Genomic DNA, 14,062 nt, shown 5'->3' on the forward strand with positions numbered 1-14,062 from the left:
TATCTGGCAGTAACACAAAGGAGTGTCCGATGCGTGCCATGCTGCCGACCGCGTTGACGAGCTTCCCGGGACTGCTCCGGAGCTTGCGCGCCGCGCACAGCGCCGACCTGCGTTCGCGTACCTACCAGACCGCCGCGTTCAATCCACCGGCCGCGCCCCGCGAGGTGATCCCGGTCCGCGCCGGAGACGGAGCGCGCCTGCGGGTACACGCCTACGGTCCGCCGGACAAGCCGGTCGTCGTGCTCGTGCACGGCTGGACCTGCTGCCTCGAGTACTGGAACCCGCAGATCAACGCGTTCGCCGGCGATTATCGCGTGATCGCCTACGACCAGCGCGGACACGGCGAGAGCGAATACGGCTCGAGCGAGCTCAGCATGGAATTGCTGGCCGACGACTTGGCCGCGGTGCTCGACGCCGCGCTCGCACCCGGGCAGCGGGCCGTGCTGGTCGGCCACAGTCTCGGCGGCATGACGCTGCAGGCGTGGGCGGGACGTCACCCGGAGCAGGTCGCGCGCCGAGCCCTCGCGGTGCTGCTCACCAACACCGCGGCCGATCGGCTGATCCTGGAGACCACGGTGGTGCCGCTGCTCAACCGGCCGATGCGGCTGCTGCAACTGAAAGTGCCGCTGCCGTTCCTGTTCGGCAGGCTCGGCCTGGGCGCTCCGATCGTCTTCCCGCCCATCGCGCCGGTGCGCTGGCTGTTCGCGCGCCAGATCCTCAGCACCGCGGCGAAAGGTGACCTGCTGGACTTCAGCATGGCCATCGTGCGGTCGTGCCCGGCCTGGGTGCGGTCCAAGTTCGGGTTCCTGCTCGCCACGATGGACGTCGGGGATGCGGCCAGGAGCCTGGTGGTGCCCACGACGGTGCTGTCGGGGCAGTTCGACGACATGACGCCGCCGGTCCACTCCGAACGCATCGTCGAGTTGCTCCGGCAGACCGGCAGCCTCGTGCGCTACCAAGTGCTGCCCACCGGCCATCTCGGCAACGTCGAAGCCTACGAGCGGTTCAACGAGGAACTCGCCCGCGTCCTCGCCGCGGCGGGCAAGTCCGCCCGCGCCGACCTGGCGGGCTGACGCGCCGAGCGCGCGCCGGTCAGGAGAACACCACCGTCCGGCGGCCGTGCACCAGGACGCGTCCTTCCAGATGCCAGCGCAGCCCGCGCGCGAGCACCACCCGCTCGATGTCGCGGCCCTGGCGGACCATGTCGCGTACTTCGTCCGCGTGATCGATGCGGATGACGTCCTGTTCGATGATCGGGCCCGCGTCCAGTTCGGCGGTCACGTAGTGGCAGGTCGCGCCGATCAGCTTCACCCCGCGGGCGAACGCCTGGTGGTAGGGGCGGGCGCCGACGAACGAGGGCAAGAAGCTGTGGTGGATGTTGATGGCCTTGCCCGCCCAGTGCTCGCACAGTTCGGCGGGCAACACCTGCATGAACCGCGCCAGCACCACCGCGTGCGGGTCGTGCGCGTCCACCAGGGCGCGGACCTCCTCGAACGCGGGACCGCGCTCGGCCGGGTCCTTCGGGAACGGCACGTGATGGAACTTCACCCCGTGTGCCTCGGTCATCGCAGCCAGATCCGGGTGGTTGCCGATCACCGCCTCGATAGTGGCGGGCAGTTCACCGCTGGCCGCGCGCCCGAGCAGGTCGTGCAGACAGTGTCCGTCCTTGCTGACCAGCAGCACCGCCCGGCGGCGCGACCGGGAGTCCAGCAGTTGCCATTCGGTCTCCGGCCCCAGGCCGGCCGCTACCCCGGCGAACCGGTCCCGCAGTTCCGCGATCCCGAACGGCACCGTCGCGGCCTTGATCGCCTGGCGCGTGAAGAACCAGCCCGTCTCCACGTCGGAGTGATACCCCGCCTCCACGATCGAGCCGCCGAACTCGGCGATGAACGACGTGATCCCGGCGATGATGCCCGGACGATCCTTGCAGCCGAGCGTCAGCACGTACCGGCGATCGTCCAGAACGGGAGAAGCGGAACTCATGCGTACATCTTCCCAGGTGCACCGCTCGCCGATCGCCGCGCCTTCGCCCGGGTGCGCGTGAAGCTGTTCTGCGGCTCAGCGCCGTCTTCTGGTAGGCGGCGAGACAACCTGCGCGAAAAATTCGAGGCTCGCGTGTTGCCACTGTTCGCAGGGCGAGTCCTCGCTTTCGATGTCACCACCTCGGCGGTGTATGCGGAACTCATGGCCGCGGCCCGCGCCAGTGGAGCCGCGATCGGCACTGCCGACGGCTATATCGCGGCTACCGCCAGCGCTGCGCGGATGGCCGTCGCCACTCGCGATACCGCGCCGTTCCGAGCTGCCGGAGTGCCCGTCATCGACCCGTGGGCCTAGCGCCGTCGCGCTGGTACTCCTGCCGCGCAGGGTATCGCAGAGCTCGGGTTGTCTGCGCCGACTCTGAACCCGGAGGTGGCGCTCAAAGGTTGTAAAACGGCTCCGCGTAACGGAACTCGCCGACGATTCGGGAATCGTAGGCGGACAGGGAGCGGACCTGGAAGTGGCTGATCCAAGCCGGGTCGTCCGGGGTGATGCCGAGGCGGGCGGCGGGGACGAAACCGAAGCGGGGGTAGAACTCCAGGCTGCCGAGCAGGCCGATCAGGGGTTCGTCGAGGGCGTCGGCGGCGCCGAGAGCCGCGTGCATGAGGGCCGAGCCGACTCCGGCGCCTTGGTGATCGGCGAGCACGCCGATCGGGCCGAGTGCCAGCACCGGGAACGGGCCGACGGCGGCTCTGGTCAGGCACAGGTGGCCCACCACGCTGTCGTGCTCGATCGCCACCAGCGACAGGGTGGGGATCCAGCCGTCGTCGCTGCGCAACTGCGCGACCAAGTCCACTTCGGGCGGATCCGCGCCGACCCGGTCACCGGAAGCGCCGGCAGCGGCATAGCGCGGGGCGAATGCGCTGCGATGCACCGCCGCGATCGCAGCGGCGTCGTCGGCGCGTTCGCGACGGATCAGCACGGTCGTCTCCTCCCGAACGAAGTAGGCCCATCCGCACACGTTAGTCGGTCGACCGCGGCGTCCCGCTGTCCGATGCGCCATCAGCTACGAGTGTGCGGGAAGTGCCGCCAGGCGCGCAACGGAATTCGCGCCGGGTGTGCCAGACTCTGGACCCATGGCAAGTTCCACGTCGCTGAGCAGGTCCGAAGTGGCCGCCATGATCGATCACACACTGCTCGCCCCGGAGGCGACGCGCGACGAGGTGGACGCGCTGGTCGAAGACGGGCGGGCGTTGGGCGTGTTCGCGATCTGCGTGTCGCCGTCCATGTTGCCGGTGCGCGCGCCCGGGCTGGTGGTCGCCACCGTCGCCGGTTTCCCTTCCGGCAAGCATCATTCGCTGGTGAAGGGCGCCGAGGCACGGCTCGCGGTGGACCAGGGCGCCGCCGAGGTCGACATGGTCATCGACGTCGGCGCGGCCCGCGCGGGTGATTACACGGCGGTGCTCGCCGACATCGTCACGGTGCGCGAGGCGGTGGGCGATCGGGCGCTGCTGAAAGTGATCATCGAATCCGCCGCGCTGCCGGACGAGGCGATCGTGCAGGTGTGCCGGGTCGCCGAACGCGCGGGAGCCGATTTCGTCAAGACCTCCACGGGATTTCATCCCGCGGGCGGCGCGAGCGCCCACGCGGTGGGATTGATGGCCGAGACGGTCGGCGGCCGGCTCGGCGTCAAGGCCAGCGGCGGCATCCGGACCGCGCAGGCGGCGGCGGAGATGATCGCGGCGGGCGCGACCCGGCTCGGACTGTCCAGGTCGCGCGACGTGCTCGACGGCTTCCCGGCCTGACCGGAGCCGGACGGCTTCGCGGCTGTCCGGTTCGCCGCCGAGCATCCCGGAGTTGTTGCGGGGCGTGTTCAGCAGCGCATGTCGGAGCTGTTGCCTGCGGACTCGAGTCGGGTAGGACCACCCGACAGATGGACGTCGACGCCCGAGTCGGTGACCTTCACCTCGGTCGCCGTCATGCCGAGCGGATAGCTCTGCAGACTCTGGGTGAACAGGTCGACGATGCTCTGCACGAAATCGGCGGGCAAGCCGATGCCGAGCAGTTCCGCCGACATCGTTTCCACCTGCACGGCGCCGTTCACGATCTGCGGCTTCAGCTGGAGTTCGGCGATGCCGCCGAGCACCGCCAGGTTCAGCATGCCGGAATCCGCCGAGGAGGTCACGCCGCTGACCATGCCGCCGAGGGTCTCCTTGATTCCTTCGTTGCTCCAGGTGACGTCGGCGGAGGAGCTGCCGATCACGCTGCCGTTGGGGTCGGCGACGTCGACGTCGCGAAAGACGGCGTGCACCCCCATCCCGACGGCGGGGCCGAACTTGGAGTCGGCGCTGTTCACCCGCACCGACGGCACCTTGCCGTCGATCCACGTGACCAGCATCGGCTTGGGCCCGAAGCCCACGTCGATCTTCGATCCCATTTCCTTCTCGAACTGCGAGCTGATGCAGTTCGAGACCGTGTGCCTGGCGTAGGCCTCGCCGCCGACCAGCACCGTGGCGAGCAGAACCGCTACCACGGTCAGGGCGATCAGCAGGCCTCGCCGGGTGATCCTCGAGGTGGAGGTTGCGTTCGTACTCATGGTCAAAATTCTTCCCGACCTTTCTGAGCCGTCTCTGTGGAGGCGGTGAGGGGTTCGAATGTGACATGAAGCACAAAATCCGAGCGTAGCCTGATCTCCATGGCCGGCGATGTGGCAAGCCGCGCGATCGGATCCGCGGAACAAGGATGGCGTGTGCTGCGCCGTTGGGCCGGTCGGCACGCCGGTTTCTTCACCACTCGGCAGGTGCTGCGCACGGGGTGCGGGGAGCGGGTGCGCACAGCCCTCGGCGACGGTTCGGTGACCAGGGCGGGAACCGGCATGTTGCGGTTGGCGGGGTGGCCGGACGGCCCCCTCGACGAATACGCGATGTGGGCGGCCTGGTTCGACGGCGCCGCGGTCGTCTCCCACCAGAGTGCGGCCGAACTGCACGGCCTCGGCAGCCTGTCCCCGCGTTTTCTGCACCTGTCGGTGCGCACGGGACGTCCGCCGGTGACGCCGCGGCTGGCGGTGGTGCGCCGGTCGCTGGCCGACGGCGACGTGGAATCGGCGGGCCCGTTCCTGGTGACGACGCCGGTGCGCACGGTGCTCGACCTGGCCGAGGCAGATATCGGCCAAGCGGCTTTGAACGAGGTGGTCGCCGACGCGGTCGCCATCCGCCGGTGCGCGGGCGAGGAGATCACCGACGCCGGGTCGCGCTTGTCGCCGCGCGCCGCGCGACGGATATACCAGGCGCTCGCCGTAGCGTGACGAACCGGCCCTCAGCCCGCACCGAGCGGCGCGACGGCCCGCCACGGCACCGAGAGCACGTTGTCGCGCAGGCGACGGCGGTAGTGGCGGATCGGGAAGCCTTCGGCGCGCAGCGCCCGCGCCGCCGAGCGCCAGCGGACGCGAGGACCGAAAGGCGCCATCGGCGCCGCGTGGGCCCACGCGCGATCGGCGGCGGCGAGCAGCGCGTGAATCGGTTCGCCCGGGACGTTGCGGTGGATCAGCGCCTTAGGCAAGCGTTCGGCGAGATCGGAGGGCCGCTCGACGGTGAACGGGTCCCAGGCCAGCGTGAGCGAGCGCGGCCCGTCCCGGTCGAGCAGGACCCATGCGCACCGCCTGCCCAATTCGTCACAGGTACCGTCGACCAGCAGGCCGTCCGGCGCCAGTCCGGCCAGCACGGTCGACCACGCCTCCGGCACCGCCGATTCCGGATACTGCCGCAGCACGTTGAAGGCGCGCACCAGAACGGGTCGCAACCCGGCCAGTTCGAAGCCGCCGCGCGCGAAGGTGACGCCGTCGCGGCCGGGCACCACGCGCTGCGGATCGATCTCGAGCCCGACCACCCGCACGTCGGCGCGGATCGTGCGCAGTCGCGCGGCCAGCTCGAACGTGGTCCAGGGGCTCGCGCCGTAGCCGAGGTCGACCACCAGCGGATCGGCGGCGGCACGCAGCCGGTCGGCGACGAATTCGTCGTTGATCAGCCAGCGGTCGCTGCGGCGGAGACGGTTGACGGCGGTGGTGCCACGGGTGATGGTGCCGACCGGTTTGGTCAGCGAGTGGAGTGCTGTTCTTCCAGCCACCGCACCGTGAACTCTGCCTCGCCACGGAACAGGTCGACCAGGTTGACCAGCATCAGCTGTTCCAGGCGCGGCCCGACCATGGGAATGAACACCTTCGCCTCCGAGGAGAAGCGCATGGTGCAGCCGGTCTCGGTGGGGAACAGGCGGATGGCGCCGCCGAGGCTGCCGGGCCCCGCCGGGATGGACGCCGAGTACTTGCCGGTGGTCTCTTCCGCGTCGTACGGGCTGTAGGACTCCTTGCGGGTGATCACCATATCCTTGCGCATCACCGTCTGGGCGATCTCCGGCAGCATGTCGCGGGGCAGGACATGATGCAGTTCGACGTCGATGCCACCGTCGCCCGCCTCCAGCCGGACCACCTGGTTGCCGGGAGTGAGCTTCCGCATCTCTTCCATCCGCGCTTCCCAGTAGTCGCGGTTCGACAGCGCCGCGTACAGCTCTTTCGTGGTGTGCAGCGGATAGCGGGCGGAGTAGTCCAATCGGCGTGCCATGGGCTCACACGTTACTGGGTGCGACGGCGCCGACCTCGGCGGGCGGGGGGAGTGCCCAATAGCCACGGATGCCGGGGCCGCATGGTGTGACGTGGAACAATACCCACGCGCCCCGGGCGGATCAGTGGTCGGCGAGCCAGGTATCGGTGAATTCGGCCTCGTTCTTCAGCAGCTCCGTCAGGCGCTCCGCGATCGCCTTCTCGATCTTGCCGCCGAACAGCGGAATCTTCACCTCGATGGTGCCGTCGACCGTGGCGACGGCACCGGAGCCCTCGGCGGCCAGGCCGATGGTGCCGCGCACCTCGGCGGGCGCGCCCTCGACGCGGGCCTCGAAGGTGGCCGCGTCCCCGGTCCACTGCTCGACACGCGGGATGATCAGATCACCGGGACGCACCGCGGTGATCGCGGGCGGCAGCTGGTCGGCGGCGATGGCCTGCACCATCTCGACGCGCACCTGGTCACCGCTGACGGTGACCGAATCCAGCCGGGCGTTGGGGCCACCGACCGCCGCGATGCGATCCTTCCAGTACTGGTCGTTCGCGAACGCCGCGCGCACCGCGGCGGGCGGATGGGAGTAACGGGCCGTGTACGCGAGCGGTGTAGCCATGGGTGCACACGCTACCGTGTGACGTTCGAGCCGCACGAGTCGTGCCGCCGGAGCCGCTAGCGGTGGAAATATGCCGTTGATTAGCTGTCAGCGGGCGCTACAACCGGGCAATTCGAGCTTCCGGAGTGCTGTCTGCGAGCTGCGCGAGGCGGAATACGCGAGCGTGCGGTCGTCCGGGCGCACGCTACCGTTGAGCACCGTGCGAACTTCACGAGTGGTGCCGTCGGACCTCCTCGCCGGTACCGGTGCGCGGCTGCGCGCCGACGTGCGGCTTTCGGAGTTGACCACCTTGCGGGTGGGCGGCCCCGCTCTGGTCGCCGAATGCGCGACGACCGAGGCGCTGGTCGCGACGGTGCGCGCGCTGGATGCGGCGGCCGTCCCGGTACTGCTGCTGGCGGGCGGCTCCAATCTGCTGGTGGGTGACGAGGGCTTCGACGGCGTGGTGGTGCGGGTCGCCACCACCGGTGTCGAGATCGGCGACGGCGGCGTGCTCGCCGAGGCCGGCGCGAACTGGGACGACGTGGTGCGCGCGACGATCGCCGCAGGTCTCGGCGGACTGGAGTGCCTGTCCGGGATTCCCGGCTCGGCCGGTGCGACGCCCGTGCAGAACGTGGGAGCCTACGGCGCGGAGGTGGCGCACCTGCTGCGTCGCGTTCGCCTGCTGGACCGCGCCGCCGGGGAGATCCGCTGGGTGGAACCGGGCGAACTCGGGTTCGGCTACCGCACCAGCGTGCTCAAGCATCGCGACGACGCCATGGTGCTCGCGGTCGAATTCGCCTTGCGCCGCGATGGTTCCAGCGTGCCGCTGCGGTACGGCGAACTGGCTTCGGCGCTGGGCGCCGCGGACGGCGAGTCCCGGCCCGCGGCGCAGGTCAGGGACGCGGTGCTGCGGTTGCGCGCGGGCAAAGGCATGGTGCTCGATCCCGCCGACCACGACACCTGGAGCGCGGGATCGTTTTTCACCAACCCGGTGGTCGCGCCGGAACGGGAGGCGCAGGTGCGCGCCATGATCGCCGCGCACGTCGGCGACGTCGCGGTTCCCACCTACCCGGCGCCGGACGGGGTCAAGTTCTCCGCGGGCTGGCTGATCGAGCGGGCCGGCTTCGCCAAGGGGTTCCCCGGTGACGGGGCGCCCGCCCGGCTGTCCACGAAACACACACTGGCGCTGACCAATCGCGGCGCCGCCAGTGCGGCCGATCTGGTGGCGCTGGCCCGGACGGTCCGTGACGGCGTCGCCGAGCGTTTCGGGATCCGCCTGGAACCGGAACCGGTCACCGTCGGCATCACGCTCTGACGCTGAGGCCGACACCACACGCTGCGACGACGGGATGGAGCACGCGTCGAGCGTAGATTCGACGAAGTGAACCACCGCCCGATGCTCCGCCGATCGGTTGCCGTGGTGTCGGCCGTCCTGCTGGTGGTCGTCGCCTTGGCGGCCGGGTGCACGATCGACCGCGACTCCGGCAAGCCGAGTTCCGCCGCCGGCCCGATCGCGAAAGCGACGTTGAACCCAGCCGACGACGCGGCGAACGTCAACCCGACCGCGCCGGTGTCGGTGACGATCAGCGACGGCGCCATCGATCAGGTCGCGCTGACCAACGCCGCGGGCAAGCAGGTTCGCGGCGAACTCGCGCCGGACCGGCGCCGCTTCACCATCACCGAGCCGCTCGGCTACGGCGCCACCTACACCTGGTCGGGTACCGCCGTCGGCACCGACGGCAAGGCGATCCCGATCGACGGCTCGTTTCGCACCCTCGCGCCCAAGAGCACCGTCCCCGCGACGCTGAATATCGGCGACCATCAGGAAGTCGGTATCGCGGCGCCGATCATCCTGCAGTTCAAGTCCTCCGTCGCGAACAAGGCGGCGGTGGAGAAAGCACTGACCATCACCACCGACCCGCCGACCGAGGGCGCGTGGGCCTGGTTCCCGGACGACGGGGGCTCCCGGCTGCACTGGCGTCCGAAGAACTATTGGACGCCGGGGACGAGCGTGCACGTCTCGGCCCGGCTCTACGGACTCGACCTGGGCGGCGGCAATTACGGCGATTCCGATCTGACCACGGATTTCCGCATCGGCCGCAGCCAGATCGTCAAGGCGAGCGCACCGAGCCACCGCATGCAGGTGGTGCGCGACGGGCAGGTGGTGTTCGACTTCGCGGTCAGTTACGGCGAGGGCAACGAACCGCGCAACGTGACCCGTTCCGGCGTTCACGTGGTCACGGAGAAGTACGAGGATTTCATGATGTCGAATCCGCCGTACTACACCAATGTCCGCGAGCGTTGGGCGGTACGCATTTCCAACAACGGCGAATTCATCCACGCCAACCCGGAATCACTGTCCGCGCAAGGATCGGCGAACGTCACCAACGGATGCATCAATCTCTCGCCCGGTGACGCCCAGGCGTATTTCCCCACGGCCTTGTACGGCGATCCGGTCGAGGTGACGGGGACATCCATTCCGCTGTCGGCCGCCGACGGCGACCTCTACGACTGGACCATCGACTGGAGCACCTGGAAGACCATGTCGGCGTTGCAGGGCGCGCCGTCGGCCGTGGTCTCCGCCACGCCCTTGCCGCCGCAGCCGGCGGGAGCGCGCTGATCGGTTCTAGCGGACCTTCACATCCTGGGATTCGGCCTCGTCGTCGTCCGAATGCTCCGCTTCGACTTCGCGGTTGGCGGCGCGTTCGGCGCGGATCGCGTCGTGCCGCTCGGCGAGCAGGTCGCGGATCTCGGTCAGCAGCTCGACTTGGGTGGGCTCGGCGGCCTTCGGGGTGCCGAAGCGGTTCTTGATCGTCTTCATGGGCAGGATCAGCACGAAATACAGCACCGCGGCGACCATGACGAAATCGATGGCGGCGGTGATGATCGGGCCGATGGCGATGAAGGTGGCGGGCTTGGAGGGGATCAGCTGCACGCCGAGGCCGAGTTCGTTGGTGCTGCCGAATACCGCGAGCAGCGGATTGACGACGCCTTTCGTCACCGAGGTCACCACGGAGGTGAACGCGGTGCCCATCACGACGGCGACCGCGAGGTCGATGACGTTCCCGCGCATCAGGAACTCTTTGAAGCCCTTGAACATGAGCCGAATCACTCCCATCCGATGTCCTTACCTTGCGGCTGCGTGGATGCTAGCGGCTCCGGGCGAACAGCGAAGTCCCGGCGATTCGCGGCCGCACCGAGGCGCCGGCCGAATCGTTCGCTCGAGCTATGCGGTGCGGCGGGCGAATCGACCCGCGTCCGCCTGATCCCGCGGCTTGATGATGATCTGGTCCAGGTTGACGTGCGCCGGCCGCGACGCGACGAACCCGATGACTTCCGCGATGTCCTGGGCGACCAGCGGGTCGATGCCCTCGTAGACCTTGGCCGCCCGGTCGGCGTCGCCGCCGAAGCGCACCAGCGAGAACTCGGTTTCCACCGCGCCGGGAGCGATCTCCGTCAATCGCACCGGCTGCCCGAGCAGCTCGCCGCGCAGCGTCCGGTGCAGCACCGCCTGCGCGTGCTTGGCGGAGGTGTATCCGGATCCGTTGTCGTAGGCGGTGAACGCGGCCACCGACGTGACGGTGACGATCAACCCGTCGCCGGAGGCGATCAGCTTCGGCAGCAGGGTCTTGGTGACCCGCAGCGTGCCGAGCACGTTGGTCTCCCACATCCAACGCCAGTCGTCCAGGTCGGCCTCGGCCACCGGAGCCAGCCCCTTGGCGCCGCCCGCGTTGTTGACCAGCACGTCGACGCGCTCGACCGCTTCGCCGAAGGCGCGCACCGATTCGTCCGAGGTGACATCGAGTTCTACTGCGGTGCCGCCGATCTCGTCGGCGAGGCGGCGCAGACGGTCGAGCCTGCGCGCACCGACGTAGACGTGAAAGCCCTGCTTCGCCAGCTCGCGGGCGGTGGCCTCTCCGATCCCCGAGCTGGCTCCGGTGACGACGGCGATGCGAGTGCTCATGTCCAGAGATCCTAGGTGCGCGACGTTTGCCGGGTGCGGCCCGGTCACCGCGCGCGGTTAGCCTCGGGACATGGCTATTCGGGACGTGGTGAGTGCGGACGGAACGAACATCGTCTACCGGGTGAGCGGTCCGGCGCACGGCAGGCCGCTGGTGTTGCTGCACGGTTGGTCGGCGAATCTGCGCTGCTGGGGCGCGGCCGCCGACGACCTCGCGGCGCGTTTCCGGGTGATCGCCGTCGACTTGCGCGGCCACGGCTACTCCGACGCGCCCGCGGCGGGCTACGACGATCCGAAGAACTGGGCGGCCGACGTCGCGGCGGTGCTGGCGGCCGAGAGCATCGCGTCCGGCGCGGTGCTGCTGGGGTGGTCCTACGGCGGGATCGTGCTGTCGGACTACCTGACCGCGTACGGCACGGACGCCGTCGCGGGCGTCGTCTACACCGGCTCGATGGCGAACATCGGTCCCGGTGTCCCGGGTGCGGCGACCGGCGACATGATGCGCGAGGCCATCCCCGGTGTCTTCGAGGAGAGCGCGGGACGGGCGGTGCGCGCCTTCGGCGTGTTCGGCAACGCCAACACCGGACCGGGCACGGACAAGGGCCCGGACGCCCAGCGCCTGTTCGGGGCCAGTCTCGCCACCCCGCCCGCGGTGCGCAAAGCGCTGTTCTACCGAACCGTCGACAACACCGAGACGCTGCGCACGCTGGACGTTCCGGTGCTCGTGCTGCACGGGACGGCCGACCGGGTGGTGCCGGTCGAGAACGGCCGCTACATCGTCGAGGCCGCCCCGGACGCACGCGCGTCGTTCTGGGAAGGCGCCCAGCACGGGCTGTTCATCGAAGACCGCCCGCGCTTCGTCGCCGAGGTCGGTGCGTTCGCCGAGAGCCTGTGATCGGATTCATGTCTGCCGTGTGATAGCTCTCACTTGCCGCGGATAGCGTGTCTGGGCCGGGGAACGCAACGTGCACTATGGATAGTGTGAGCCAGCGCCCGGGCCTACGGCCGAACCGTATCGCCGTGTTATCGGTGCACACCTCACCACTCGCCCAGCCGGGCACCGGCGACGCGGGCGGCATGAACGTCTATGTCCTGCAGACGGCCGTCGAACTGGCCCGGCGCGGCACCGAGGTGGAGATCTTCACCCGGGCCACGGCGTCCAACGTTCCACCCGTCCAAGAGGCCGCACCCGGCGTGCTGGTGCGCAACGTGGTGGCGGGCCCGTTCGAGGGGCTGGACAAGCACGATCTGCCCACCCAGCTGTGCCCCTTCACCGCCGAGGTGCTGCGGCAGGAAGCCAGGCATCTGCCCGGTCACTACGACCTGGTGCACTCGCACTACTGGCTGTCCGGCCAGGTCGGCTGGCTGACCAGGGACCGCTGGCGGGTGCCGCTGGTGCACACCGCGCACACGCTGGCGGCGGTGAAGAACGCCGCGCTGGCCGAAGGAGACTGTCCCGAGCCCGCGACCCGCGAGATCGGCGAGAAGCAGGTGATCGCGGAATCCGATCGGCTGGTCGCCAACACCGCCGAAGAGGCCCGTCAGCTGGTCGAGCTGTACGGCGCCGATCCCCGGCGCATCGACATCGTCCCGCCCGGCGCCGATCTGACCCGCTATCGCCCCGGCGACAAGGCCGCCGCCCGCGCCGAGTTCGGACTCGCCGCCGACGAGCAGATCGTCGCGTTCGTCGGCCGCATCCAGCCGTTGAAGGCGCCCGATGTGCTGGTGCGCGCCGCGGCCGAGGTGCTGCGCGCCGACCCGGAACGCAAGTTGCGCGTGCTGATCGTGGGCGGTCCGTCCGGCAGCGGACTGGAGCGGCCCCACGCGCTGATCGATCTGGCCGCCGAGCTCGGCATCGCCGAGCGGGTCAGCTTCCTGCCCCCGCAGCCGCCGCGGCAACTGGTGCAGATCTACCGCGCGGCCGACCTGGTGGCGGTGCCGAGCTACAACGAGTCCTTCGGGTTGGTCGCGATCGAAGCGCAGGCCAGCGGTACTCCGGTGCTGGCCGCCGAGGTGGGCGGTCTGGGCACGGCCGTACGGCACGAGGTGTCCGGCCTGCTCGTCCCGGGACATCGCACCGCGGACTGGGCGAACGCGCTGCGCCACCTGCTGGACGACCCCGACCGGCTGCGGCGGATGAGCGAGCAGGCCGTCGCGCACGCGGCCAATTTCTCCTGGGCGCACACCGCCGACGGGCTGCTCGCCAGCTATGCCGCGGCTCTGGCCGGTTTCCGGGACGAGCGGGCCGGGCTCGGCGGCCGGGGCCTCGCGCACAGCGTGGTACGCGACGATGCCTACGACCGGGTCGCCACCGGCCCGGCCGGTGAACGGACCGCCGCCCTGCTCGGTGAGACCAGCCAGTCCAGATCGCGGGCGCTGTGGCGGCGCCGGATGGGAGTACGCCGGTGAACGAGATACAGGTGACCGCGCAGCTGATCGATGAGACGCTGCGCGACAGGGAGATCGAGTACACCCGGCCGGGGGAGGAGACGTTCGTCGTCGTCCTGCCCGGCGAGCGCAAGCTGAAAACCACGGTGATGGTCACGGTGGGCAAGCACGGCGTGCGGTTCGAGGCGTTCGTCTGCCGCAAACCGGACGAGAACTTCGAGGGCGTCTACAAGTTCCTGCTGCGCCGCAACCGCAGGCTCTACGCCGTCGCCTACACCCTCGACCGGGTGGGCGACATCTACCTGGTGGGCCGCATGTCCGCGCACGCCGTCACCGCCGACGAACTGGACCGCGTGTTCGGGCAGATTCTCGAGGCCGTCGACGCCGACTTCAACGTGCTGCTGGAACTCGGCTTCGCGGAATCCATTCGACGGGAATGGAAGTGGCGCGTCTCGCGCGGCGAGTCGCTGCAGAACCTGCGCGCCTTCGAGCACTTGGTCGACTCCGCCGACAAGCCGTAGCCGGTCGCCGGACCCG

At 69.7% G+C, this 14,062-nt stretch carries 17 protein-coding genes; 9 read left to right on the forward strand and 8 right to left on the reverse strand.

Annotation, left to right across the window (positions count from 1 at the left end):
- Window positions 1-29 precede the first annotated feature (29 nt).
- Complete coding sequence (locus ACWEKR_RS12670; RefSeq protein ID WP_452354607.1) at window positions 30-1,073, forward strand: alpha/beta fold hydrolase; 1,044 nt, start codon at window positions 30-32, stop codon at window positions 1,071-1,073.
- A 19-nt stretch (window positions 1,074-1,092) separates the two neighbouring features.
- On the opposite strand, the gene purU is transcribed toward ACWEKR_RS12670, so the two are convergent.
- Window positions 1,093-1,983 (reverse strand): formyltetrahydrofolate deformylase, encoded by an 891-nt coding sequence (gene purU, locus ACWEKR_RS12675; RefSeq protein ID WP_159841558.1) that lies wholly within the window; start codon window positions 1,981-1,983, stop codon window positions 1,093-1,095.
- A gap of 57 nt (window positions 1,984-2,040) precedes the next feature.
- Here purU and ACWEKR_RS12680 point away from each other — a divergent pair, with 57 nt between their 5' ends.
- Window positions 2,041-2,334: a PIN domain-containing protein gene (locus tag ACWEKR_RS12680; RefSeq protein WP_452354687.1), complete on the forward strand. Its 294-nt coding sequence runs from the start codon at window positions 2,041-2,043 to the stop codon at window positions 2,332-2,334.
- 82 nt (window positions 2,335-2,416) lie between these two features.
- Here the strand turns inward: ACWEKR_RS12680 and ACWEKR_RS12685 are convergent, their stop codons facing one another.
- Window positions 2,417-2,959: a GNAT family N-acetyltransferase gene (locus tag ACWEKR_RS12685; RefSeq protein WP_452354608.1), complete on the reverse strand. Its 543-nt coding sequence runs from the start codon at window positions 2,957-2,959 to the stop codon at window positions 2,417-2,419.
- A gap of 154 nt (window positions 2,960-3,113) precedes the next feature.
- On the opposite strand from ACWEKR_RS12685, the gene deoC reads away from it, so the two are divergent.
- Window positions 3,114-3,782 carry a deoxyribose-phosphate aldolase gene (deoC, locus tag ACWEKR_RS12690; RefSeq protein ID WP_452354609.1) on the forward strand — a complete coding sequence of 223 codons (669 nt, stop codon included), beginning with the start codon at window positions 3,114-3,116 and terminating at the stop codon, window positions 3,780-3,782.
- A 68-nt stretch (window positions 3,783-3,850) separates the two neighbouring features.
- Here the strand turns inward: deoC and ACWEKR_RS12695 are convergent, their stop codons facing one another.
- Complete coding sequence (locus ACWEKR_RS12695) at window positions 3,851-4,573, reverse strand: LmeA family phospholipid-binding protein (RefSeq protein WP_452354610.1); 723 nt, start codon at window positions 4,571-4,573, stop codon at window positions 3,851-3,853.
- A 153-nt stretch (window positions 4,574-4,726) separates the two neighbouring features.
- On the opposite strand from ACWEKR_RS12695, the gene ACWEKR_RS12700 reads away from it, so the two are divergent.
- The gene (locus ACWEKR_RS12700) at window positions 4,727-5,281 is read left to right on the forward strand and encodes a type IV toxin-antitoxin system AbiEi family antitoxin domain-containing protein (protein ID WP_452354611.1); all 555 of its coding nucleotides are present in this window, start codon (window positions 4,727-4,729) and stop codon (window positions 5,279-5,281) included.
- Between the two features lie 11 nt (window positions 5,282-5,292).
- Here ACWEKR_RS12700 and ACWEKR_RS12705 read toward each other — a convergent pair whose 3' ends face one another.
- The 3 genes from ACWEKR_RS12705 to ACWEKR_RS12715 all read right to left on the reverse strand — a co-directional run bounded on the left by ACWEKR_RS12705 (window position 5,293) and on the right by ACWEKR_RS12715 (window position 7,197).
- Window positions 5,293-6,099 (reverse strand): class I SAM-dependent methyltransferase, encoded by an 807-nt coding sequence (locus ACWEKR_RS12705; RefSeq protein WP_452354612.1) that lies wholly within the window; start codon window positions 6,097-6,099, stop codon window positions 5,293-5,295.
- The gene (locus ACWEKR_RS12710) at window positions 6,069-6,590 is read right to left on the reverse strand and encodes a DUF2505 domain-containing protein (RefSeq protein WP_159841570.1); all 522 of its coding nucleotides are present in this window, start codon (window positions 6,588-6,590) and stop codon (window positions 6,069-6,071) included. Before ACWEKR_RS12710 ends, ACWEKR_RS12705 begins: the two co-directional genes overlap by 31 nt.
- A 121-nt stretch (window positions 6,591-6,711) precedes the next feature.
- Entirely contained in the window at window positions 6,712-7,197 is a 486-nt protein-coding gene (locus tag ACWEKR_RS12715) for a DUF2505 domain-containing protein (RefSeq protein WP_452354613.1), read from the reverse strand.
- 199 nt (window positions 7,198-7,396) lie between these two features.
- Here ACWEKR_RS12715 and ACWEKR_RS12720 point away from each other — a divergent pair, with 199 nt between their 5' ends.
- The gene (locus tag ACWEKR_RS12720) at window positions 7,397-8,491 is read left to right on the forward strand and encodes a UDP-N-acetylmuramate dehydrogenase (RefSeq protein WP_452354614.1); all 1,095 of its coding nucleotides are present in this window, start codon (window positions 7,397-7,399) and stop codon (window positions 8,489-8,491) included.
- An 81-nt stretch (window positions 8,492-8,572) separates the two neighbouring features.
- The gene (locus ACWEKR_RS12725; RefSeq protein ID WP_452354688.1) at window positions 8,573-9,796 is read left to right on the forward strand and encodes a L,D-transpeptidase; all 1,224 of its coding nucleotides are present in this window, start codon (window positions 8,573-8,575) and stop codon (window positions 9,794-9,796) included.
- 6 nt (window positions 9,797-9,802) lie between these two features.
- Here ACWEKR_RS12725 and mscL read toward each other — a convergent pair whose 3' ends face one another.
- Both mscL and ACWEKR_RS12735 read right to left on the reverse strand, forming a co-directional pair.
- Window positions 9,803-10,276, reverse strand: coding sequence for a large conductance mechanosensitive channel protein MscL (gene mscL, locus ACWEKR_RS12730; RefSeq protein ID WP_452354689.1), 474 nt, complete (start codon window positions 10,274-10,276; stop codon window positions 9,803-9,805).
- A 126-nt stretch (window positions 10,277-10,402) separates the two neighbouring features.
- Complete coding sequence (locus tag ACWEKR_RS12735) at window positions 10,403-11,140, reverse strand: SDR family NAD(P)-dependent oxidoreductase (RefSeq protein ID WP_452354615.1); 738 nt, start codon at window positions 11,138-11,140, stop codon at window positions 10,403-10,405.
- 70 nt (window positions 11,141-11,210) lie between these two features.
- On the opposite strand from ACWEKR_RS12735, the gene ACWEKR_RS12740 reads away from it, so the two are divergent.
- The 3 genes from ACWEKR_RS12740 to ACWEKR_RS12750 all read left to right on the forward strand — a co-directional run bounded on the left by ACWEKR_RS12740 (window position 11,211) and on the right by ACWEKR_RS12750 (window position 14,046).
- A complete protein-coding gene (locus tag ACWEKR_RS12740) occupies window positions 11,211-12,032 on the forward strand; it encodes an alpha/beta fold hydrolase (RefSeq protein ID WP_452354616.1) in 822 nt (273 codons plus the stop codon).
- 77 nt (window positions 12,033-12,109) lie between these two features.
- Window positions 12,110-13,546, forward strand: a complete 1,437-nt coding sequence (gene mshA, locus ACWEKR_RS12745) for a D-inositol-3-phosphate glycosyltransferase (RefSeq protein WP_452354617.1) — start codon at window positions 12,110-12,112, stop codon at window positions 13,544-13,546.
- A gap of 5 nt (window positions 13,547-13,551) precedes the next feature.
- Entirely contained in the window at window positions 13,552-14,046 is a 495-nt protein-coding gene (locus ACWEKR_RS12750; RefSeq protein WP_195084494.1) for a type III secretion system chaperone family protein, read from the forward strand.
- The last annotated feature ends 16 nt before the right edge of the window (window positions 14,047-14,062 follow it).

Source organism: Nocardia sp. NPDC004573 (assembly GCF_053602135.1).